The organism is Methylobacterium sp. CM6241 (assembly GCF_054817845.1).
In genome coordinates, this window is the sequence record NZ_CM139246.1 from 5,135,435 (window position 1) to 5,157,024 (window position 21,590).

The window sequence follows — 21,590 nt, forward strand, 5'->3', positions numbered from 1 at the left end:
ACGGCCCGCGCCGTTTAAGTTCAAGAACTGGCCGGCCTCGCCAGAGAACGCGAGTGTCGTGAATGGCACCGATGCCCATGCCGAAGGCGAAATTCTTTAAGCCCTGGAATGGGATAGATTGGTCCTATGGGAAACCAAGAAGAAGCCCCAGCGGACGAGCCCGCTGGGGCTTTTTTTACTAGAAGCGATAGTAACCGCCGTGGCGATGCCCGTGATGGTGATGGTGGCCCCAACCGTGATGTCGCGGGCGCCATCCATGATGACCATGACCGCCCCAGCCGTGCCCACGGTGCCCGCCCCAGCCATGGCGATGATGTCCACCCCAGCCATGGTGCCTACGATGGTGATGGTGATGGTGCCCGCCCCAACCGTACTGAACAGGAACGATACCGGCCTGTGCCGGATCGACCAAGGCTACGGAAGGGGAAAGGGGTGCTGCCTGAACGATGCCCGGTGACATGCCAACAACGCCGACGGCGAGGGCCGCAGCGGCAAACCAACCTCTCATCCGATGTGCGAATGCGCGAAACGCCATGTCAGCCTCCGTCGATTGCTACGCCAGGGCGATCCCGGCGCTGTAGCCAGACCGTAGGAGCGATGGGCTGAACCGTGGATGAGCCGGCTCTTCAGCCAACGTTCGGCAGCAATGACTCAGGGACGGCGGTAAACCCAGACCCGTGCTGGCGGAAGGTTGAGCCAAACACGGCTCGAGCGGCTGGCTGTATAGCTCCCGGCATCGCAGCGTTCGGGGATCGGCGGCACCACCGCATAAGTGAACTGCACGAAGGGCGAACCCGGATGCATCATCGTATGCGCGGCATTGAGAAGATCGAGACGTTGCTCGAGAGGTTTGGTGAACAGCGGCAGGCTGGAGACAGTTGCCGCGGCCTTTGAAGTGAGTAACTCACCGATCGTCTGTTTCATGTTGTAGGCGTCGCCGCGCAGGATCGTAGCGCGAGGAAAACGCTTCTGCAGCAATTTGCAGAAATCCGGATTGTACTCCACGAGCACGAGACGTTCCTGCTCGATGCCCCGGCGGATGAGTGCCTCGGTCACCGGACCGGTACCGGGTCCGAGTTCGATCACGGGGCCCGGCGTACGAGGATCGACATAGGATGCCATCATCCGCGCGAGCATCTTGCCCGACGGCGTCACCGAACCGGTAACGAGCGGCCTCTCGAACCAAGAGCGCAGGAAGCGAGCTTCATCCTCCAGCGGCTCCCGCCGTTCACGGACAGAACCGGTAGCGGCGTAGGCTTTGGCGCTGGGTCGGCGTAGCGGCAACAAGATCCACTATCCTCAGATCACGCGTGGGAGGCTAAGGCTAGACGACAAAAGAGCGATGTCCGTCAAGACACAAGCCTCGTATCATCAGGAAGGGCGGAGCGTGCTCGCGGCGGCGATGCAACACCGCCACAGCTACAACGGCGAAGAGCCCGTTTCGATCCGCCGTCGCGGATGAAGACGCCGGTCACGAGCGGGCTGCCCCGCTGAGACCGTCGAAGAAGTCCCGCACCTTAGAAAAGAAGCCTGCGCTCTCAGGGTGGTTCTCTTCGGAGGCCGTACTATTAAATTCTTGGAGGAGCTCGCGCTGACGCTTCGATAAGTTCTGCGGGGTCTCTACGAAGACCTGAATATAAAGATCGCCGACATCCCGCGACCGCAGGACCGGCATGCCACGACCCTTTATGCGAAACTGCTTGGCGGTCTGCGTCCCCGCGGGGATACGGACTTCCGTCTGCGAACCATCGATCACCGGCACAGTGATTTCGCCCGACAAAGCGGCTGTCACCATGGAGATCGGGACGCGACAGAAAAGATCGGCACCATCGCGCTGGAAGAAGGTATGCGGTTTGATCGACAGAAAGACGTAGAGATCGCCTGCAGGCCCACCTCGCAGTCCCGTCTCGCCCTCTCCAGCCAGACGGATGCGCAGACCGTCATCCACCCCCGCCGGGACGTTGATGGACAGCGTGCGTTCCCGTGTGACGCGCCCCGCGCCGGAGCAATTACCGCACGGATTATCGATAATCTCTCCGCGCCCGTGACAAGCCGGGCAGGTACGCTCAATGGCAAAGAACCCTTGGGCAGCCCGCACGCGGCCGTAGCCGCCGCAGGTCTGGCAGGGCTTCGGCTTGGACCCGGCCTTCGCACCGCTGCCGGAGCAGACTTCGCAGGTTACCGCCGTCGCCATCGTGATGGTTTCGGTCTTGCCGGCGAACGCATCCTCAAGAGAGATCTCTAGATTGTAGCGCAGGTCTGCGCCGCGCTCACGGGTCGCGCCACCGCGACCGCCTCGCGCGCCGCCGGCTGCTGCCCCCCCTCGACCATCACCGAAGAAATTATCGAAAATGTCCGACATGAAGTCGCCGAACTCGTTTCCAAATCCGGGGCCACCCGCTCCCCCCTGCTGGAAGGCAGCATGACCGAAACGATCGTAGGCCGCGCGCTTCTGCCCATCGGTGAGCGTCTGGTAGGCCTCGTTGATTTCCTTGAATTTGAGTTCTGCTTCCGCATTCCCCGGATTGCGATCCGGGTGATAGGTCATTGCCAGCTTGCGGAAGGCGACCTTCATCTCGCCGTCGGTCGCGGTCTTTGAGACCCCAAGAATCTCGTAGTAGTCCCGCTTCGACATTCCCCGTCCTCAAAAGTCCCCGGCGGATCTCACCCATCGTCACGGGAATCACGCCATTGTCGGTAACCAGACGTGATGCGGGGCCGGATCACTCCGGCCCCGCATGCAGCGTGCGCCTTATGCCCGCTTCTTCTGGTCCTTGTCATCGACTTCCTGGAAGTCGGCGTCGATGACATCGTCTTTCTTAGTCTCCTCACCGGCAGCGGCATCCGCCCCGCCTTCCGGCGTTTGGCTGGCGGCGTACATCGCCTCACCGAGCTTCATGGAAGCTTGCATCAGATCCGTGGTGCGGGACTTGATGACCTCGGCATCATCACCCTCGAGGGCCGTGCGAAGGGCAGTCATAGCGGTCTCGATGGCGCCCTTGTCGTCGGCCGAGACCTTGTCGCCGTACTCCTTCACCGACTTCTCGGTGGCGTGGATCAGGCTTTCGCCCTGGTTCTTCACCTCGACCAACTCACGACGCTTCTTATCCGCCTCGGCATTGGCCTCGGCGTCCTTCACCATCCGGTCGATATCGGCATCCGACAGACCACCCGAAGCCTGAATGCGGATCTGGTGCTCCTTGTTCGTCGCCTTGTCCTTGGCCGTCACGTTGACGATGCCGTTGGCGTCGATGTCGAAGGTCACCTCGATCTGCGGCATGCCGCGCGGGGCCGGCGGGATGCCCATCAGATCGAACTGGCCGAGCATTTTGTTGTCAGCCGCCATCTCGCGCTCACCCTGGAAGACCCGGATGGTGACCGCGTTCTGGTTGTCTTCGGCCGTCGAGAAGGTCTGCGACTTCTTCGTCGGGATCGTGGTGTTGCGGTCAATCAGACGGGTGAAGACACCGCCCAGCGTCTCGATGCCAAGCGACAGCGGGGTCACGTCGAGAAGCAGCACATCCTTGACGTCGCCCTGGAGCACGCCGGCCTGGACCGCCGCACCGATGGCCACGACCTCATCCGGATTGACACCCTTGTGGGGCTCCTTGCCGAAGAAGGATTTCACGACCTCCTGGATCTTAGGCATGCGGATCATGCCGCCGACGAGCACGACCTCGTCGATCTCGGAAGCCGAGACGCCCGCATCCTTGAGAGCCTTGCGACAGGGCTCGATCGTGCGCTGGACGAGGTCGTCGACCAGGGACTCGAACTTGGCGCGGCTGAGCTTCAGAGCGAGGTGCTTAGGCCCCGTGGCGTCGGCCGTGATGTAAGGCAGGTTGATCTCGGTCTGAGTAGCCGAAGACAGCTCGATCTTCGCTTTCTCAGCGGCCTCCTTGAGGCGCTGAAGGGCGAGCTTGTCCTTCGTCAGATCGATCCCCTGCTCCTTTTTGAACTCGGAGGTCAAGTACTCGACGACTCGGTTATCGAAATCCTCGCCGCCGAGGAAGGTATCGCCGTTCGTGGACTTCACCTCGAACACACCGTCACCGATCTCGAGGATCGACACATCGAACGTGCCGCCACCGAGATCATAAACTGCGATCGTGCCGGTCTTCTTCTTATCGAGGCCGTAGGCCAGGGCGGCCGCTGTCGGCTCGTTGATGATGCGCAGGACTTCGAGGCCGGCGATCTTGCCGGCATCCTTGGTCGCCTGACGCTGTGCATCGTTGAAATAGGCGGGGACCGTGATGACGGCCTGCGTCACCGGCTGACCGAGGTGTGCCTCAGCAGTCTCCTTCATCTTCTGAAGCGTGAAAGCCGAGATCTGCGAGGGAGAATACTTCTTGCCGTCGGCCTCGACCCAGGCATCGCCATTGTCGCCGCGGACGATCTTGTAGGGCACGAGACCCTTGTCCTTCTGCGTCATCGGGTCGTCGTAGGTACGGCCCACGAGACGCTTGATGGCGAAGAACGTGTGTTCCGGATTGGTGACGGCCTGACGCTTGGCCGGTTGGCCGACGAGACGCTCGCCGTCGTCGAGGAAGGCGACGATCGACGGCGTGGTGCGCGCGCCTTCCGCGTTTTCGATGACCTTGGGCTGCGTGCCTTCCATGACGGCCACGCAGGAATTGGTGGTGCCCAGATCAATGCCGATTACTTTACCCATGGCGGGATCCCTCTCATGTCATTTGGTCAAGCAGACCGCCGAGCCCCGAAGCGGCCCGGCCCATGGCGGTGAAGAACGAAAGATTGTGAGAGCGGAATTCGAACCAGCCAGAGCGCCTGAAACGCGCCAATCCAGGTCTTAATCCCGCGTCCCGCCGGATATAAGAAGGGTGATGCGGAGCCGCAAGGCGAAGCGTTCCGAACTGCCACGCCGATCCTATCTCCTTCGCGAATCGGGATGTTTGCACGGGGGATGATCGATATTCGGCAGCATGGATCTCAAAAATGTTGCAGGGACGCCACGTCCGCGCCACCCATCACATGCTAGTCTGGAACGTGGAAGACGGGCTTCCGGGCCGTCAAAGCGGGTCAAAAGTCAGTTTGTCGGCGAAAGCATCAGCCCCGGATGTGACATCAGGGTTTCGAAACAGTTGATGCAAGAACGAGAGCCCGACGCACATTCACCGTTCACCAGTCCGGTGCCGAGAGCTCCAAAGGCATGAAAGACTTGATGCGTCCATCCCGCGCCTTCCACCTGCTCCCTGCACTCCTCGTCCTGCCTCTCGTCGCCCTTCCGGCGAACGAAGCCGGGGCGCAGAACTTTTTCGAGGAGCTGTTCGGCATCGGCAAGGCGGCTAAGCCTCCAGTACCACCTCGCGGGGTACCTCCGGCCGGAGCGCCTCAGCCGGGGACGTTGCTGCCGCCGGGCGCACCAGGAGAAACAGCCCCTGAAGCTCCAAGGCCGGCCCCTACGCCCCCGCGCCCCGTCGTCCTGAAAACACCGAGCGACGACAACATCCTTGGCCAGGAACTCCTGCTCAATGGCCTGACTGGCAGCCTCAAGATCGACAAGGCTGGCAATGCGGCCACCGCGCGGATCACCTTGCCCGGCACCAAGATTTCGCAGCCGAGCGAGACCTGCAAGGTACCGCTATCCGGGGGCTCGCCGATCTCTCTTTCCTCCGAGGGACGTCCCCAGGGCGTGGCGCGCTACGAGATCACGGGCGGTGAATGCCCGCTTCGGTTCGAAATCCTCGAAGGCAGCGTCTTGGTGACACCGATTAGCGGTGGCCGTGTCTGCAGCTTCGCATCGGCAGATTGCGCCACCAATCCGGGCGGCCTATGGGGTCCTGCAGCAGCGACCCTAATCCCTCGCTCCGCCGAATTCGACTCTGGACGAGGCGTCGCCGACAAGGCTGTGCGTGATAACTATAAGGTGATGACCCAGCGCGCCCGCGGGCAGGACGTCCGCACCATCGTCACCGAACAGGCGGCTTTCTCCTCCGACCGTGAGCAAACGTGCCGGACCTATGCCCGGGAGGGCGCCCACGGCTTCTGCAACGTACGTTTCACCGAGGCGCGGGCACTTTCCCTCGCGGCAAGGCTTGGCGCTAATACGAGCACACCGACCGCGAGCACGATGCCCAGGCCGCGTAAGGCGAAGCCGCCGGTGGAGGGTATGAACCCAGACAGTGACGGTTCGCCGATCGGAGAATGAAGCGATACGAGCCGATCCGTTCAGGCTCGCCCTGCGCTGAAGGATAGCATTGCCGGGTCGATACCGTTGCTGCGCAGAGTGCGTTCGTACTTCGTTTCGAGCGCGGCATTGAAGATCATTTCTGGGTCTGCGGGGCAGTTGAGCCAGCCATTGGCGAGAATCTCGCTCTCGAGCTGGCCTGCCTGCCACCCTGCATAACCGAGGGCGAGAACTGCGCTGGCAGGCCCCGCCCCGTTCGCGATGGCCCGTAGAATCTCCACGGTCGCGGTGAGGCAGATCCCATCATCAATGATGAGTGTCGACTGATCGATGTGGAAGTCGTCGGTGTGAAGCACGAAGCCGCGCTTGGCATCCACCGGACCGCCCATGAGCACCGGAATATGGCCCACCTTCTCACGCAGGCGGATCGCGTCGCCCTCACTGGCGATGTCCAATTGGACCAGGAGGTCGGGCATGTTCAGGTCGCTGGCCGGCTTGTTCAGGATAATCCCCATCGCACCATCGGCGGAATGGGCGCAGAGATAGATCACAGACCTTGCGAAGCGCTCGTCCGTGAGGCCGGGCATCGCCACGAGGAACTGACCGTCGAGATAGGCGGAGACCGGATCATGTCGCATCGCATCATGCTACCTGGGCGTGATGGCTTGTCCAGCGGGGATGCGATCCAGCCCATCGATAAGAAGGATGACGACCTCCCTGTCCCTGCTGAAGCGGCGGCGCGTGAAGGATGCATCGCTGGAAAATTCGCAGTTCCTAAGCTTCGATGACCTAAGGATCGAAGCGGGGAGTTGGAGGTCCACGGCGTCGGGAAGGGCTGAATCATCATCCTTCCCCATGGATTTTCAGCCCGTGCTAGTTCGGGAAACCGGAACGACCTTTCACATCCCGCTTTTCGCTCGAACCCGACTGGGCTGAGGACGACGACCTATCCGTACCCGCTCGATACGATCGCCCTCCGTCAATGGAATGTGGACGGACCCCGCTTCTCAGAGGCTCGCCTCGACACGCCCCTGGGCTCGGGCTAGACCGTTTCCACCTATAGGGGGCCATCATGGCTCCATTGGCCCATGAGCTCTCGCGCGTCGTGGTGTCAGAACTCGGTCATCGAGACCGGGCATGGGCTCCAGGCGATCTGAGGAGACGACGGATGACGATCCAGGTTGGCGACCACCTTCCACAGGTGACCTTTCGCGTGAATGGCGCCGGGGGCCCCGAGGCTAAGACCACCGACGATATCTTCAAGGGGCGCCGTATCGTGCTGATCGGCGTACCAGGCGCATTCACGCCGAGCTGCCACCGCAACCACTTGCCCGGCTTCGTCGAGAAGCAGGAAGAGATCAAGGCACGCGGCGTCGATGCAGTGGCGGTGACCTCCGTCAACGACGTGTTCGTTCTCGAAGCCTGGCAGAAGGCCAGCAATGCCGACGGGATCGAGTTCCTCGCCGACGGCAATGCCGAGTTCGCCAAGGCCATCGGCCTCGACATGGACGGGGCCGGCTTCGGTCTCGGACCGCGCTCTAAGCGTTATTCCATGCTGGTGGATGACGGCGTGGTGCGCGTCCTGAACGTCGAAGAATCCCCGGCCAAGACCGAGATTTCCGGCGTCGACGCCCTGCTCAAGGTCATCTGAACGGTCACATGTCCCGGGGTCGCGGTATCGCGGCCTCGTCGAACATCCGGCTGAGGACGACCACGTCCGCGTGGTTGCCCGATACGAGATCGGTGATGTCGCCGACGAGAAGCGCCTTGGTATGGCGGCAGGTGACACCGTAGCGTCCCGCCATACAGGTGCATCGCAGACGCGGGCCGCTCGGGCGGTCCTCCAGGGTCACCGCGTACAGATTGCCGCTGCTACCCCGCACGGAGAACCGCATCGCCCCGATTGGCGAGACGGGTGACTCGAACGACCTTGTCTCCCGTTCGACATATCCGGCCGGCAGTCGGGTGACCGGCAGGTGGATCGCCCTCGCCAGGGCAGTGATGTCGGGAGCTTTGTGCTGCCTCGCCGCAGCGAGGGCGATCTCCGCGCAGGCATAGGCGTCCTCACCCGCATCGTGATGTTCGAAACGGATACCGAGCCGGGCGGCGACCTTGCCGAGGCCGCATCCCTCCGGTGCGGGAAACACTTTTCGCGCGATTTGAAGTGTGCAGAGCGAAGCGAAGGCTGGAACGGTCATGCCATAGGCGTGGAGCGAGGCACGGAGCACACCCATGTCAAAGCCGGCATTGTGAGCGAGTACCAGCCCGGACGAGAGGTCGGGAAGGAACTCTGCCATCACATCCGGGAACTCAGGTTCCCTGCGGACATCAGCCGGCAGGATACCGTGGACCCGGATGTTGCCCGGCGAGAACCGGATCTCACGTGGCCGGATCAGGCGTGATTCACGCCGGACCACCGCACCACCTTCGATCCATGCGAGCCCGACCGCGCAGGCGCTGTCGCGCCGTTCGTTGGCCGTCTCGAAATCGATGGCGAGCGTCGTCACGCCGTCTCCACCATGGCGATCCAATCTTCCTCGCTCACCACTTTGACCCCGTGCTTCTCGGCATCTTTCAGCTTTGAGCCCGCGCCGGGCCCCGCGACGACAAGGTCCGTCTTGGCCGAGACGGAGCCCGAGACCTTGGCGCCGAGGCGTTCAGCCGTGGCCTTGGCCTCGCCTCGGGTCATGCGCTCCAGGGTGCCGGTGAAGACAAGGGTCTTGCCGGCGAAAGCGGTCGCAGTGGCGGCCACCGCCATCGGCTCGGTCTTCACTTCTCCGAGCAGGGCGTTGACCGCATCGGCATTGTGCGGTTCGGCAAAGAACGCGATGAGGGAATCGGTGGCCACGGGGCCGATCTCGCCATCGTCGGCGAAGACCCGATAGGGATCGCCCGGACGCTGGTCACGGGCGCGGGCGACGGCTGCTTCCACGGCGGCCTCGTCGCCGTAATGGGCGATCAGGTTAGCCCGCTGCGCCGTAGTCGGGCGCCGGCCCGTCCCGATCTCGCTGCCCTCCGCCTCGCCCACGAAACCGAATTCGAGCAACCGGTCCCGCGTCGTCGGCCCAACCCTCGGTACCGCCGAGAGTTCGAGCCAGTCCGGTCCAGCTTGAGCGGCGGCAGCGGCGGCAAGGGCCTGCATCAGGCTCGGCATATCCGGAAAGCGTTTGGCCAGGGCTTTGGCGGTGGACTCGCCAATATGGCGAATGCCAAGGGCGAACAGGAACCGGTTGAGGGCCAGGCTGCGGCGCTCGTCGATGGAGGCGAGCAGGTTCTTAATGGCCTTGTCCTCGTCGTCCCCCTTCTTCTTCGCCTTTTTCGGTGGCGGCTCACCTTCGGCGCGACGCTCGGCCGAAAGCGCTTCTCGACGGGCGACGATGGCCTCCTTCAACGGCGCGAATTCCAGGCGGAACAGGTCGGCGGGTTGCTTGATGAGTCCGGCCTCGAACAGCACCTCGATATAGGTCTGGCCGAAGCCTTCGAGATCGAAGGCGTTGCGCGAGACGAAATGCTTCAAGCGTTCCAGTCCCTGCGCCGGGCAGATGAGCCCGCCAGTGCAGCGGCGTACCGCGTCGCGCTGTCCGGTGCGTGGATTGACCTCGCGGACGGCGCGGCTGCCGCAGGCGGGGCAGGTCTCCGGAAAGACATAGGGCTTCGAATCCGGCGGCCGCCGCGCAAGATCGACATCCATCACCTTCGGGATCACGTCGCCGGCACGTTGCACGATGACCGTATCGCCGACGCGGATGTCGCGACCGTCGCGGATCGGCTCGCCGTCCCCGCCAACGCCCTGGACGTAGCCTTCATTATGAAGCGTCGCGTTCGAAACAACGACACCGCCCACCGTCACCGGCTTCAACCGCGCGAGCGGATTCAAGGACCCGGTCCGGCCGACATTGATCTCGATGGCCTCGAGGATCGTGAAGGCCTTCTGCGCCGCAAACTTATGCGCCAGCGCCCAGCGCGGGCTGCGCGAGACGAAGCCGAGGCGTCGCTGAAGAGCCAGATCGTCGACCTTGTAGACGATACCGTCGATGTCGTAGCCGAGGCCGGCGCGATCCTCCTCGATCGTGCGGTAATGCGCCAGCATGGCATCCGCGTCGGCGCAGAGCACTGTGCGGTCGTTCACCGCGAATCCCCAGGAGGCGAAGGCCGCGATCATGCCGTGCTGCGTCGTCTCCGGCATCTCCGACATCTCACCCCAGGCATAGGCGAAGAATTTCAACGGCCGCGAGGCGGTGATCTGGGAATCGAGCTGGCGCAGGGACCCAGCCGCCGCATTGCGCGGATTGGCGAAAAGCGCCTTCCCTGCCGCTTCCTGGCGAGCGTTGATGGCGGCGAAATCCCCGTGCGAGAGATAAACCTCGCCGCGTACCTCGCAGATCTCCGGCCAACCCGTCCCAGCCAGCACCTCTGGGATGCCCGAGACGGTTCTCGCATTCGCGGTCACATCCTCGCCGACCTCGCCATCGCCGCGGGTGGCCGCCGTGATAAGCTTACCCTCGACATAGCGTAGGGAGAGGGACAGGCCGTCGATCTTGGGCTCGGCGGTGAAGGCAAGCGGCTCATCGGGCAGGTTAAGGAAGCGACGGACCCGGCCCACGAAATCGTGGACCTCCTCATCCGCGAAGGCGTTCCCCAGCGACAGCATCGGCACCGCATGCCGAACTTTAGCGAATTTTTCCGAGGCCTTTGCGCCGACGGAGGCGCTTGCCTGTCCGGTGCCGGCAAGATCCGGAAAGCGGGTCTCGATCATCTCAAGGCGGCGCCGGAGGGCATCGTATTCCGCATCCGTGATCTCGGGTGCGTCCTCTCCGTGATAGAGCCGGTCTGCCTCCGCGATCTGCTCTGACAGGGCAGAGTGCTCGGCGCGAGCCTCCTCGGCGCTCATGGCATCGATCGGGTCGGGCAAGGCGGATGCTGGCATGAACACGTTTCGCGGCTTTGGCTGGGGCATCACGGGGTTTATCACAGCCAGGCACGGCGACGGGAGGCCCCACGGATGCGCCGCAGCGGCACGGTGGAGAGGTAACCTTCGGCGGAAGCCATACGAATGGAACAGGCAGTCTCGCGCGAACGTGTGACTGGCCACCCTATATCGTCCCCACGCTCGCCTATTTGAGGGTGAAGACTTTTCCGCTGACGGACCTTCATGCCTGCCACACCCGCTTTCTCCGCTCCCTGGCGTGACCGCGCCGGTCGTGTCTCGGGCCTGAAACTCGCGACCTTCCTGTTCGCGCTGGCGCCAGGCCTCTGGCTCGCCGCCGCCTATGGGCTCGACGCCCTTGGGCCAAAGCCGATCACCGCCCTCATTCACAGCACAGGAGAGTGGGCAGTGCGCTTCCTGCTGCTGTCGCTCGCAGTGACACCGCTGCGGCGGATCGCGAACTATCCGAAGCTGATCCTGGTCCGGCGCATGCTCGGCCTCACCGTCCTTGCCTACGGGCTCGTCCATCTCGGTCTCTATGTCGTGGACCAGAATTTCATCCTGTCGAAGGTGGTGAGCGAGATCGTCTCGCGGTTCTACCTCACCATAGGCTTCGTGGCCCTGCTCGGTCTCACCGTATTGGGGATCACCTCCACGGACGGGATGATACGCCGTCTCGGCAAAGCCTGGCCGCGCCTGCATAAAACCGTCTACGTCATCGCGGTGCTCGGCCTGTTCCACTACTTCCTTCAGGCCAAGATCGACGTGTCGGCGCCGGTCTACTGGACGGGTCTGTTTCTTCTGCTCATGGGCTGGCGGGGAATGCAGCGCTTCCGCCTGCCGATGAACGCGATCACCCTGTTCGGCCTCGCCATCGCGGCCTCCCTCGTCACCGCCCTGGTGGAGGCGGCGTGGTATGGGTTCAAGAGCGGCGTGCCCGCCAGCGCGGTGCTCGGAGCCAATCTCGAATTCTACGATGGCCTGCGCCCGGCCTGGTGGGTGCTCGTCACCGGCATCGCTCTGCCCCTGCTCAACGTGATGCGTCCCGCCATGACCAGAGGCGGCAAGGGCAGGCCTGTCCCCCATCAGTCCGGGCGGGAAGCGGTCCAGGCGAGTTGAGCGCTTGCGACCGGCGAATCCCTCGCGCACAAGCTCAGCGCCCTCTTGGTGCGGGCGTTTGGAACGTGAGGAGTTTCCAGTGATGCGTGTCAGGCTTCTTGGAGCGGCTCTCATTCTGACGGCCCTTCTCCCGTCCTTCGCCATGGCGGAATGCGCGAAGGCCGTTCCGCCGGACCCGGCGACGCGCCCGACGAAGCCGACCGCCCCCGCCAAGCCGGCTTGCCTCGATGCCAAGGGAGGATGCCCCGGCTGGGAGGCATACACGTTCAACGACGCGGTGAAGGCTTACAATCTCCAGATCGCGGCCTATCGTCCCCTGGCCGAGGCCTATGTGAAGGCGCTGAATGCCTATGTAATAGCGAGCGGCGACTACGCGCAGTGTGAGGTGAAATCGCTGCAATAGTGGGGGCTTCGCGGACCCGTGACGCCTTCCCTCGCTTGACCCTCCTTGGGTGCGATGCCACAGCCTGCGGCATCGCCAGCGCCAGACAGGATGTCCGATGTCCGCTCCCCTCGACCTTCTCGTCCTCGGCAATGCCATCGTCGACCTGATCGCGCGGACGGATGATGGGTTTCTCGAACAGCAGGGCGTCCCTAAGGGCGCGATGCAGCTCATCGACGAGGACCGGGCGGAGAGCCTGTTCTCGGTGATGGGACCGGCCACCATCGTTTCCGGCGGTTCTGGCGCGAACACCGCGGTGGGCGCGGCTCTCCTCGGCGCGAAGACCGGCTTCATCGGCAAGGTCCGCGACGACGAGCTCGGGGGGCTTTTCGCCCATGATCTCAAGGCGACGGGGGTCTCCTTCACTGTGCCGGCCGCGCTGGAAGGGCCTGCCACCGCCCGCTGCTTCATTTTGGTGACGCCGGATGGCGAGCGCACCATGAACACCTATCTCGGCGCCTGCCAGGGTCTGTCTCCGGCCGATGTCGACGAGGCCACCGTGGCGAGCGCCCGCACCGTCTATCTCGAAGGTTATCTCTGGGACCCGCCGGCGGCCAAGGAAGCTTTCCGCAAGGCCGCCAAGATCGCCCACAATGCCGGCAACGCCGTCGCACTCACATTATCGGATGCGTTCTGCGTCGGCCGCTACCGCGAGGAGTTCCTGGGCCTCATCCGCGACGGCAGCATCGATATCCTGTTCGCCAATATTGGCGAGCTGAAGAGCCTCTACGAGACGGACAACAAAGAAGCGGCCATCAAAGCTTTGCGCGACGAGCGCAACCAGCGCGGCATGCATCTCCTCGGCCTCGTCACCCGCTCTGCCGAGGGCGCGATCGTGGTGAAGGGCGGTGAGATCCGCGCCATCGAGGCCGCGCCGGTGACCGAAGTGGTGGATACGACCGGCGCCGGAGACCTGTTCGCGGCGGGTTTCCTCGCCGGCCATGCCCGCGGCCTCGACAACGTGTCGAGCGCCCGGCTCGGAGCCTTGGCGGCGGCGGAGGTGATCCAGCATATTGGTGCCCGGCCGCAGCACGACCTCGTGGCCCTGGCCAAGGCGCGCGGCCTCCTCTGAAATCACCGCCATAGCACCCCCCTTTCGACCGCCATCGGACGCGATTTACGACGAAGCGGTAGATGGGTCCGATTCCGGTGCGGCAGGCCCGCGAAAGCGGGCCTGCGAGGCTCAACCGAGCAGGCGCTCGAACATCGATCTGACCTCGGCCCGGCGTTCATCGAGTTCCGCCGCCAGGGTCGCGGCATCCGGCAGGCCCATGGCGATGGCGAGCCGCGTCAGCGCCACCGACGCGCCCGCCTTCGATGCCGCCTCGCCCATGAGACGCTGCCAATGGAGCGCGTCGTCGAAGAGGCGATAGGCCTCGCCGAGCCGCCGCGCCTCGTTCACCGGCAGAAGGCCCCGATTACCAGCCTCGGCGAAGACGGAGGATGCATCGAGGCCGACGAGACCGGGATGGCGCTCGGCATGGGCCAGGGTCAGGGCCTGGGCCATGAAGTCGAGATCGAGCAAACCTCCGGGGGCCAGCTTGAGATCGAGCGGCCCCGCAAACCCTTTCTCACTGGCCACGACCTGGCGCATGTCGCGAACCGCGCGGAAGACCTCCGCCGTCTCGCGCTTCATCCCGACGATGGTCCGGATCTGCCCCATCACCTCGTCGCCGAGACTCCGATCCCCGGCGATGACCCGGGCTCGGGTGAGCGCCATGTGCTCCCACAGATCGGCCTCCTCCTGCTGATAGGGAAGGAAACTCCGCATCTGCACCGCCACGGGCCCCTGCCCGCCGCCGGGACGCAGGCGAAGATCGACCTCGTAGAGACCGCCGCGCCGGGTCAGTGCGGTCAGCGCCGCGACGAGGCGTTGCGTCAACCGGTTGTAAGCCATGACCGCGTCGATGGACTTCGGCCCGAGACTCGTCCGGTTCTCCGCATCGAAATCGTAGAGCACGACGAGGTCGATGTCGGATTCCGCCGTCATCTGGTTGGCGCCGAGCCGACCGAGGCCGAGGACCACACAGCGCCCGCCTGGCACCTCTCCATGCTCGGCGAAGAACTGGCGTGAGACCGCATCGAGGCTTGCCGCCACGACGGCATCGGCGATACCGGCATAGGCCCGCCCCGCCGCCTGCGGCGAGAGGATGCCCGTGAGCAGTCGCGCCCCCGTGACGAAACGCAATTGCCGCGCCGCGTCCCGGCTGCGGTCGAGGAAATCCTCATAGGCCGCGGGCTTACCGACCAGCCCGTGATACTGCGCGGCGATGTCCTCGGCATCCACCTTCGGCACGACGAAGGCCGGGTCGATGACCGTGTCGAGGACATGGGGACTGAAGGCGACGGTCTCGGCCAGGCGCGGAGCGCTTCCCAACAGGTCGGCGAAGAGCAGGCGCAGACGATCGTTCGAGCGCAGGATGGTGAGGAGTTCCACCGCCGCCGGCATCCGCGCGAAGGCGCGGTCGAGGGTATCCAGGGCCACATCGGGGTTTGGCGTGCCGCCGAGCGCCTGCATCAAGGCCGGGACGAGCTCGGTGAGAACCTCGCGGGCACGCGCCGTGCGCACAGCGGGGCGACGACCGAAATGCCAGCCGCGCACCGTCTCGGCCACGCGCTCGGGATCGGCAAACCCCAGGGTCCGGAGGGTGGCGAGGGTCGCGGGATCGTTGTCCGTCCCGCTGAAGACGAGATTTCCCACGGAAGCCGACAGGTCCGGTTCCGCCTCGAACAACAGGGCATAATGCGCCTGCACGCGCCGGGCGTGATGGAGCAGTTCCGTCTCGAAGGCCTTGGCATCGGCGAAACCGGCGAAACGGGCGAAGCTCTCGAGGCCGGCCTCTTCGGTCGGCAATCGTTGCGTCTGCTCGTCATTCACCATCTGCAGGCGGTGCTCGATGGTGCGCAGGAAATCGTAGGCCTGCCCCAGCTCGTCGCGCGCAGTGCCGTCGATCCAGCCCTCCTCGGTGAGCGCCGCCAGCATAGCGATGGTGCGGCGGCCGCGCAGGTCCGGCCGTCTCCCGCCGAAGACGAGCTGCTGGGTCTGGACGAAGAACTCGATCTCGCGGATGCCGCCGCGCCCGAGCTTGATGTCGTGCCCTGCGACCGCGATCGTGTCGTGCCCGCGCACGGCATGGATCTGGCGCTTCATCGCATGGACGTCGGCGATGGAGGCGAAGTCGAAATACTTGCGCCAGACGAAGGGCCGCAAGCCCGCCAGGAAGTGTTCGCCCGCATTGATGTCGCCGGCGATCGCGCGCGCCTTGATATAGGCGGCGCGCTCCCAGTTCTGGCCGAGATTCTCATAATAGAGATAGGCGGAGTTCAGCGAGATGGCCGTCGGCGTCGATCCGGGATCGGGGCGCAGGCGGTAATCCACGCGATGGACGTAACCCTCGGCAGTGCGCTCCTGCAGCAGCTTGGCGATCCCCTGCGCGAGTTTGGAGAAGAACGGCGTCGGAGCCAGGCCTTCCTTCAACCGCGCGATATCGGGATCGAAGAACACGACGAGGTCGATGTCGCTGGAATAGTTGAGCTCACCGGCCCCGAGCTTGCCGAGGCCGAGGATGACGAGGCCGGATTTGAGCTGCGGGTTCGCGACGTCATGGGGGTGAAACCGCCCGGCTTCGGCCGCCTGCAACAAAAGAGCTTCGGCTGCTGCATGAACGGAGGCATCGGCGAAATCGGAGAGCGCCTCGGTCACCGTCGCCAGGGGCCAGAGCCCGCCGATATCGGCGAGGGCCACCAAAAGGGCATGATCACCGCGGTTGCGTCGAAGCTCGGCGGCAACGGCGTCGAGATCGCGGACCTCTCCGGATTCCTGGCGTGCGGCAGAGCGCTGCCGGGCGATGAGGTCGGCCACCACGCGTTCGGGCGGTCGATCCAGCATCGCGGCGACGCGCCCGGGGTCTCGGACGACACGCTGCCATAGAAAGGGAGAATGGTCGGCGAGGCCGAGAAGCAGCGCTCGTCCCGCCTCGTCGAGATGGCCGAACGCGGCCTCGACCTCCTTGAGCCGTGCCGCCGCACGCTCGGGATCCATCAGGACGGGCGCCCTCGTCAGGCGCTGGGTCAAAGGCGCTTCCTCGGTCACAGGCTGTCCTTTCCCGGCTCAGCGGGTTCAGCAAAAGCGGGCACTGATTTTACGTCAGAAAACGCGCGACACTTCAAAAGCTCAAGCTCGTGGTGGAAATCTGACGGATGGTGCCCGCCTTGAGCATCCGCGATGGGTGGGAAGCGGGCTTTCGCTCTCCGCCCGGAATCGGACGTTCCGTATTCGACCCGACAACGTCATAGGATGGGCGCGGCTGCCTTCTCGAAAGCGGTCGTTCGAACCCTCGAGATGGTACTCTTCTACCCTCCTGATGCCGAGCTGGCCGAACGACGAGCGGTTCGCTCGATCGCATCGGCAATGGCTCGGTACAAGGATGGCGGCAGATCATGGCCCATCCCGGCGATCAACATCATCTCCGCTTCCGGGATTGAAGCTGCAGTGTCCTCGCCGCAGGCAGGAGGAAAGAGAGGATCGTCCGTCCCGTGAATGACGAGTGTCGGCGCCGTGATCGCGGCAAGCCGTGAGCGACGGTCGCCAGCCACCCCAACCGCCGCGACCTGTCGTCCGAACCCACCCGGCGCACGGCCTCTCCGAATCTCCTCCTGGAGGAGAGCGCGGAAGCCCCCTTCGTCGAACGGATGAGCAGTGCCAGCAATGCGGCGTGCGAAGGTGACGCCGTGATCGAGGAAGCCCGCCTCGTCCCAGACGGGATCGGGAGCGGGACGCATCATCATTGCCAACACGTCGGGCGCGGCCGGTGGCAGACACGGGTTGCCTGTGCTCGACATCATCGAGGTAAGCGAGAGAACGTGGGACGGGTGCTCGCTTGCCATGATCTGGGCGATCATGCCGCCCATCGAGCGACCGACGACGTTGGCTCGGCGTATGGACAGGACATCGAGCAAGCCGAGCGCGTCTGAGGCCATGTCGTCGAGCGTGTAGGCGAGTTCCGGCCGTCGCCCCTCAGCAAGCGTCGCGGCCAAGGCCGCGAAATCCATCGCGCCGTGCTCGGTAAAGTGGGTCGAGCGTCCTGTGTCCCGGTTGTCGAACCGCACGACACGATAGCCGCGCGTCACCAACTCGCGGCAGAAGGGGACGGCCCAGCGGATCATCTGCGTGCCGAGCCCCGCGATCAGAAGGATCGTCTCAGCCGCCTCGTCTCCGAAGCTGTCATAGGCCAGGGTGACGCCGTTGGCCGTCAAACGTGCTGGACTGGGTTCTGTGCTCATATCCGGACAGCCCGAAGCTGCTCTGCCCATAGGAGAAGACGCTCCTTCATCACTCGGTCGCGGACGTATCCGATCTCTTCAGCATCCAACCGCTCGACGATCTCGAAGCTGAACGCCTCTGCTCAATGCGCATTCCAAGCGATCTGGAGCGAACGGTGCGTGTTCATGCCCTGCCGGAGGGTAAACCAGAGGCGGTTCTGGATCTTGGAGAGGTCGGGCGACCCACCAACCCAAACCTCACCGGACGCCACGCAGCGGACGGCGTAGATGCCGCCTTCGACCTCCCGCTTCTTGTAGGCGTTAACAGCCACCTTTCTGTCTTCGGTTCTCATCACATGCCCTCGTAGATCGGCAGCGACGCTATCGAAGCCGATACTTACGCGCAATATCATCCGGGTAAAATTGACGACAAGGGTTCGCTGTGGCTATGACGGTCAGGATGGAGGTGCCATGTCAGAAGACCAGATGAGGACGTTCACCGCGTTTGTGGGGGTGCGGCGGTTCGCCAGCGGTCGCTTGATAGACGTGGCTCTCGCCATGAAAGCGCAGGCGGCGGAAGAAGGCGATCCGATCTTGACCTTCGACGACAGGACGGGCGCCGTCATTGACCTCGATCTGCGTGGAACCGAGGCGGAGATCGTCGCACGTTTCGCCGAACTCGCGGATGCGGGAGACGCCGCGGGCACCGTCGAGAGCCGACCGGATCCCGATGGTGCACCAAGGAACCGTGGTCGCCCGAAGCTCGGGGTCATCGCTCGCGAGGTGACGCTGCTTCCCCGTCATTGGGAGTGGCTTGCCTCCCAGCCGGGCGGCGCATCGCAAGCGTTGAGGCGCCTCGTTGACGAAGCGCGGAGGGCAGATGGTGGGCAAACCCGGATGAAGGCAGCGAAAGAGGCCGCATACCGCTTCCTCTCAGCGTTGGCGGGCGATCTACCCGGGTTTGAGGAGGCAATCCGGGCGCTGTTCGCCGGGGATGCCAAAGGCTTTGCCAGCCACATGACGGCATGGCCCCCGAACATACGAGACCATGCGCTTAAGCTTGCAGCGCTCGCCTGAGCAAACGCCCGGCGGGAAGCTCAAGTCTGCGTTCGAACAACGTCGGCCTTTCAAGATCCACGTCAGCAAGCTGACATTCTGAAATCCACCCCAACCCGGTCGTTGGCCTTTGCCTCGACAACCTGGGAGCGGACCTTTCGAGAATCGGCAAGGGGGTCGGGACGGACACAGGCCGTCGGTTCCATCCGTCGGATGTCGATCACCAGATGGAGCATGGGCTCGCAAACGCGAACCTGCTTTGTATCTCTCAAAAAAACTCCCGCTGCGTCGTTGTGCGGTGAGCGAGGGACGACGGTGACGGTAAGTTTTGTAAGGCAGTTTCAGGCCGGGAGGGTCATGACGACGCGAAGTCCCGGCCGATTGTCTTCCAGCGCGAGCGTGCCCTGATGAAGGCGCACCACCGCATTGATGAGACTGAGCCCTAGACCGAATCCCGGCAGCGAGCGCGCTTCCTCCAGGCGGACGAACCGGCCGAGCACGCGCCCGCGCGCCTCCTCGGGAATGCCCGGACCATTGTCGGAAACGATGACCGCAATGCCGGATCCGCGCTCTTCGGCGGTGACACGCACCGTTCCGCCGGTGCCGCCATATTTCACCGCATTGTCGATGAGGTTGGCGAGGGCCTGGCCCACGAGTTCGCGGTTGCCACGGATCATGAGCCCTTCGGGCGCCTCGATGGCCAGTTCCATCCCCCGCTCGGACGCCAGCGCCTCATAGAGTTCGCCCACCCCCTGCGCCACGAGGCCGAGATCGAACCGGGCCATGATCTCCTGTGCGTTTCCGGCCTCCAGCCGCGCGATCATCAGCAGGGCATTGAAAACCCGGATCAGGCCGTCGCTCTCCTCGATGACGCCCTCCATGGCGGCACGCAATTGCTCGGGCGTATCGGCGCCGTGAAGCGCTTCGTCGGCGCGGTTTCGCAGCCGGGTGAGCGGGGTCTTGAGATCGTGGGCGATATTGTCGGAGACTTCGCGCAAGCCGCGCATCAACTCACCGATACGCTCGAGCATCTCGTTGAGATTACTCGCCAGGCGATCGAGTTCGTCGCCGTTTCCGGCCACCGCGAGCCGCCCATCGAGGTCGCCGGCCATGATCCGGCGCGTCGTCTCCGTCATGGCATCGACTCGCCGGAGAACGCGGCTGGCCACGAACCATCCCCCGACGACCCCGAGGATGACGACCAGGGCCACGGAAGAGCCGAAGGTCGTCGCGATGATGGAGCGCAGGCGGTCACGCTCCTCCACGTCTCGTCCGACGACGAGGCGGAACCCTCCGGGGAGAACGAAGACCTGCAGGATGGCGTGGCGGTCGAGCACGTCGGATTGACCGCTGCGGGCATAGGCGGCCTCGGTCTGACCGGGCTGGGCCAGGGTTCCGTCGGCGAGCGCTCCGACATTGCCGACGACGCGCTCTCCCGCCGCCGTCGTCACCAGATAGAGGGAGGCTCCCGGTTCGCCGGCCCGGCGTTCGACGACGGAGATCAGCCGGCGCAAACCTCCGGCCTTGTACTGCTCCGACAGGCCGTTGATCTCGGCCTCGATGGTCGACACCATCTGATCGTCGAGCACGCGGCTCGCATTCCAGGCGACATAGCCCAAAGCCAGGAAGGCGAAGGTGGCGAAGACGACCAGATAGGCGAAGGACAGCTTGAAGGCGGTCGTCCGGAACAGGTTCCGGATGCGCGCGGGCAGACCGTCGGCCTCGCTCACGGCGTGTCGGACGAGCGGGAGGAATCGTCCGGTCGCAGGATATAGCCGGCACCGCGGATCGTATGGATCAGGGCGGTGTCGAAATCCTTGTCGAGCTTGGCCCGCAGGCGCGAGACATGGACATCGATGACGTTGGTCTGCGGATCGAAATGATAGTCCCAGACATGTTCGAGTAGCATCGTGCGGGTCACGACCTGCCCGGCATGGCGCATGAGATATTCGAGCAGACGGAATTCGCGCGGTTGGAGCAGGATTTCATGGCCGCCGCGGGTGACGCGGTGCGACAGGCGATCGAGATGCAGATCCCCCACATGATAGGAGGTCGCCTCGGCGGTGCCGGGTGTGGATGCACGGCGCCGCGCCAACACCTCGGCGCGGGCGAGCAGCTCGGAGAAGGCATAGGGTTTCGGTAGGTAATCGTCGCCGCCGGCCCGCAGGCCTTTCACCCGGTCGTCAACCTGCCCGAGCGCCGAGAGAATCAAGATCGGCGTCGTGACCTCCTGCTCGCGCAGGGACCGAACCAGCGACAATCCGTCGAGCTTCGGCAACATGCGGTCGACAATCAGGACATCGTAATCGCCCTCCCGCGCCATCGCATAGCCATCCAGCCCATCGACCGCATGGTCCGGCACGTGACCGGCTTCCTTGAAAGCCTTGACGAGATAGGAGACCGCCTCGCGGTCGTCCTCGATGATGAGAAGACGCATGGGGCCGGACGATACGTGGTCGGGAATGCGCGGGAAAGCCGCTTGAGCTTGGATCGGCACGAAGCCCCCTCCCCTCTTCTGAGACAGGAGGGGACTGTGCCAAGCCTCGCCTTACCTCCCTTTGGCCGGATCATGACCATCCGGTAAGGAAAGCGACTTTGAAACGCAAAACGCCCGCCTCGGATGAGGCGGGCGTTTCGGT

The 21,590-nt window shown here is 64.2% G+C and carries 17 protein-coding genes and 1 pseudogene; 7 read left to right on the forward strand and 11 right to left on the reverse strand.

What is annotated here, in order from left to right:
* The first annotated feature begins 199 nt into the window (after nt 1-199).
* Complete coding sequence (locus tag ACYQR9_RS24175; protein WP_461228295.1) at nt 200-457, forward strand: hypothetical protein; 258 nt, start codon at nt 200-202, stop codon at nt 455-457.
* A gap of 194 nt (nt 458-651) precedes the next feature.
* Here ACYQR9_RS24175 and ACYQR9_RS24180 read toward each other — a convergent pair whose 3' ends face one another.
* The 3 genes from ACYQR9_RS24180 to dnaK form a co-directional block, all read right to left on the reverse strand.
* On the reverse strand, nt 652-1,287 hold the full coding sequence (locus ACYQR9_RS24180) for a class I SAM-dependent methyltransferase (RefSeq protein ID WP_056429636.1): 636 nt from the start codon (nt 1,285-1,287) through the stop codon (nt 652-654).
* A gap of 184 nt (nt 1,288-1,471) precedes the next feature.
* The gene (gene dnaJ, locus ACYQR9_RS24185; RefSeq protein ID WP_056429639.1) at nt 1,472-2,635 is read right to left on the reverse strand and encodes a molecular chaperone DnaJ; all 1,164 of its coding nucleotides are present in this window, start codon (nt 2,633-2,635) and stop codon (nt 1,472-1,474) included.
* A 117-nt stretch (nt 2,636-2,752) separates the two neighbouring features.
* Nucleotides 2,753-4,669, reverse strand: coding sequence for a molecular chaperone DnaK (gene dnaK, locus ACYQR9_RS24190; protein ID WP_056429641.1), 1,917 nt, complete (start codon nt 4,667-4,669; stop codon nt 2,753-2,755).
* Nucleotides 4,670-5,179: 510 nt separating this feature from the next.
* On the opposite strand from dnaK, the gene ACYQR9_RS24195 reads away from it, so the two are divergent.
* Complete coding sequence (locus ACYQR9_RS24195) at nt 5,180-6,166, forward strand: hypothetical protein (RefSeq protein WP_461228296.1); 987 nt, start codon at nt 5,180-5,182, stop codon at nt 6,164-6,166.
* Nucleotides 6,167-6,186: 20 nt separating this feature from the next.
* Here the strand turns inward: ACYQR9_RS24195 and ACYQR9_RS24200 are convergent, their stop codons facing one another.
* Nucleotides 6,187-6,783 carry a YqgE/AlgH family protein gene (locus tag ACYQR9_RS24200; RefSeq protein WP_461228297.1) on the reverse strand — a complete coding sequence of 199 codons (597 nt, stop codon included), beginning with the start codon at nt 6,781-6,783 and terminating at the stop codon, nt 6,187-6,189.
* A 530-nt stretch (nt 6,784-7,313) separates the two neighbouring features.
* Here ACYQR9_RS24200 and ACYQR9_RS24205 point away from each other — a divergent pair.
* The gene (locus ACYQR9_RS24205) at nt 7,314-7,796 is read left to right on the forward strand and encodes a peroxiredoxin (RefSeq protein ID WP_056429647.1); all 483 of its coding nucleotides are present in this window, start codon (nt 7,314-7,316) and stop codon (nt 7,794-7,796) included.
* Between the two features lie 4 nt (nt 7,797-7,800).
* Here the strand turns inward: ACYQR9_RS24205 and ACYQR9_RS24210 are convergent, their stop codons facing one another.
* Together ACYQR9_RS24210 and ligA are read right to left on the reverse strand one after the other, a co-directional pair.
* Entirely contained in the window at nt 7,801-8,652 is an 852-nt protein-coding gene (locus ACYQR9_RS24210) for a 3'-5' exonuclease (RefSeq protein WP_461228298.1), read from the reverse strand.
* Nucleotides 8,649-11,072, reverse strand: coding sequence for an NAD-dependent DNA ligase LigA (gene ligA, locus ACYQR9_RS24215; protein ID WP_461228299.1), 2,424 nt, complete (start codon nt 11,070-11,072; stop codon nt 8,649-8,651). The genes ACYQR9_RS24210 and ligA overlap by 4 nt, the downstream gene beginning before the upstream one ends.
* A 225-nt stretch (nt 11,073-11,297) precedes the next feature.
* Here ligA and ACYQR9_RS24220 point away from each other — a divergent pair, with 225 nt between their 5' ends.
* The 3 genes from ACYQR9_RS24220 to ACYQR9_RS24230 all read left to right on the forward strand — a co-directional run bounded on the left by ACYQR9_RS24220 (nt 11,298) and on the right by ACYQR9_RS24230 (nt 13,705).
* Nucleotides 11,298-12,191 carry a protein-methionine-sulfoxide reductase heme-binding subunit MsrQ gene (locus ACYQR9_RS24220; RefSeq protein WP_461228300.1) on the forward strand — a complete coding sequence of 298 codons (894 nt, stop codon included), beginning with the start codon at nt 11,298-11,300 and terminating at the stop codon, nt 12,189-12,191.
* Nucleotides 12,192-12,273: 82 nt separating this feature from the next.
* The gene (locus ACYQR9_RS24225) at nt 12,274-12,594 is read left to right on the forward strand and encodes a hypothetical protein (RefSeq protein WP_461228301.1); all 321 of its coding nucleotides are present in this window, start codon (nt 12,274-12,276) and stop codon (nt 12,592-12,594) included.
* 97 nt (nt 12,595-12,691) lie between these two features.
* Nucleotides 12,692-13,705 carry an adenosine kinase gene (locus ACYQR9_RS24230; RefSeq protein WP_461228302.1) on the forward strand — a complete coding sequence of 338 codons (1,014 nt, stop codon included), beginning with the start codon at nt 12,692-12,694 and terminating at the stop codon, nt 13,703-13,705.
* Between the two features lie 111 nt (nt 13,706-13,816).
* Here ACYQR9_RS24230 and ACYQR9_RS24235 read toward each other — a convergent pair whose 3' ends face one another.
* The 3 genes and pseudogenes from ACYQR9_RS24235 to ACYQR9_RS24245 form a co-directional block, all read right to left on the reverse strand.
* On the reverse strand, nt 13,817-16,675 hold the full coding sequence (locus tag ACYQR9_RS24235; RefSeq protein WP_461229889.1) for a bifunctional [glutamine synthetase] adenylyltransferase/[glutamine synthetase]-adenylyl-L-tyrosine phosphorylase: 2,859 nt from the start codon (nt 16,673-16,675) through the stop codon (nt 13,817-13,819).
* A 311-nt stretch (nt 16,676-16,986) separates the two neighbouring features.
* Nucleotides 16,987-17,916: an alpha/beta fold hydrolase gene (locus ACYQR9_RS24240; protein ID WP_461228303.1), complete on the reverse strand. Its 930-nt coding sequence runs from the start codon at nt 17,914-17,916 to the stop codon at nt 16,987-16,989.
* Nucleotides 17,913-18,248, reverse strand: a pseudogene (locus tag ACYQR9_RS24245) (GIY-YIG nuclease family protein). Before ACYQR9_RS24245 ends, ACYQR9_RS24240 begins: the two are co-directional and overlap by 4 nt.
* 118 nt (nt 18,249-18,366) lie before the next feature.
* Here ACYQR9_RS24245 and ACYQR9_RS24250 point away from each other — a divergent pair.
* On the forward strand, nt 18,367-18,972 hold the full coding sequence (locus ACYQR9_RS24250; protein ID WP_461228304.1) for a DUF2239 family protein: 606 nt from the start codon (nt 18,367-18,369) through the stop codon (nt 18,970-18,972).
* Between the two features lie 320 nt (nt 18,973-19,292).
* Here the strand turns inward: ACYQR9_RS24250 and ACYQR9_RS24255 are convergent, their stop codons facing one another.
* Together ACYQR9_RS24255 and ACYQR9_RS24260 are read right to left on the reverse strand one after the other, a co-directional pair.
* Nucleotides 19,293-20,681: a sensor histidine kinase gene (locus ACYQR9_RS24255; RefSeq protein ID WP_461228305.1), complete on the reverse strand. Its 1,389-nt coding sequence runs from the start codon at nt 20,679-20,681 to the stop codon at nt 19,293-19,295.
* On the reverse strand, nt 20,678-21,388 hold the full coding sequence (locus ACYQR9_RS24260) for a response regulator transcription factor (protein ID WP_056429667.1): 711 nt from the start codon (nt 21,386-21,388) through the stop codon (nt 20,678-20,680). The genes ACYQR9_RS24255 and ACYQR9_RS24260 overlap by 4 nt, the downstream gene beginning before the upstream one ends.
* Between the last annotated feature and the right edge of the window lie 202 nt (nt 21,389-21,590).

Excerpts from the sequence above, each read along its gene's own strand:
- dnaJ (WP_056429639.1), bottom strand. The coding sequence starts at position 2,635 with ATGTCGAAGCGGGACTACTACGAGATTCTTGGGGTCTCAAAGACCGCG.
- dnaK (WP_056429641.1), bottom strand. The coding sequence starts at position 4,669 with ATGGGTAAAGTAATCGGCATTGATCTGGGCACCACCAATTCCTGCGTG.
- ACYQR9_RS24195 (WP_461228296.1), top strand. The coding sequence starts at position 5,180 with ATGCGTCCATCCCGCGCCTTCCACCTGCTCCCTGCACTCCTCGTCCTG.
- ACYQR9_RS24200 (WP_461228297.1), bottom strand. The coding sequence starts at position 6,783 with ATGCGACATGATCCGGTCTCCGCCTATCTCGACGGTCAGTTCCTCGTG.
- ACYQR9_RS24205 (WP_056429647.1), top strand. The coding sequence starts at position 7,314 with ATGACGATCCAGGTTGGCGACCACCTTCCACAGGTGACCTTTCGCGTG.
- ligA (WP_461228299.1), bottom strand. The coding sequence starts at position 11,072 with ATGCCAGCATCCGCCTTGCCCGACCCGATCGATGCCATGAGCGCCGAG.
- ACYQR9_RS24220 (WP_461228300.1), top strand. The coding sequence starts at position 11,298 with ATGCCTGCCACACCCGCTTTCTCCGCTCCCTGGCGTGACCGCGCCGGT.
- ACYQR9_RS24225 (WP_461228301.1), top strand. The coding sequence starts at position 12,274 with ATGCGTGTCAGGCTTCTTGGAGCGGCTCTCATTCTGACGGCCCTTCTC.
- ACYQR9_RS24230 (WP_461228302.1), top strand. The coding sequence starts at position 12,692 with ATGTCCGCTCCCCTCGACCTTCTCGTCCTCGGCAATGCCATCGTCGAC.
- ACYQR9_RS24235 (WP_461229889.1), bottom strand. The coding sequence starts at position 16,675 with ATGGATCCCGAGCGTGCGGCGGCACGGCTCAAGGAGGTCGAGGCCGCG.
- ACYQR9_RS24240 (WP_461228303.1), bottom strand. The coding sequence starts at position 17,916 with ATGAGCACAGAACCCAGTCCAGCACGTTTGACGGCCAACGGCGTCACC.
- ACYQR9_RS24250 (WP_461228304.1), top strand. The coding sequence starts at position 18,367 with ATGTCAGAAGACCAGATGAGGACGTTCACCGCGTTTGTGGGGGTGCGG.
- ACYQR9_RS24260 (WP_056429667.1), bottom strand. The coding sequence starts at position 21,388 with ATGCGTCTTCTCATCATCGAGGACGACCGCGAGGCGGTCTCCTATCTC.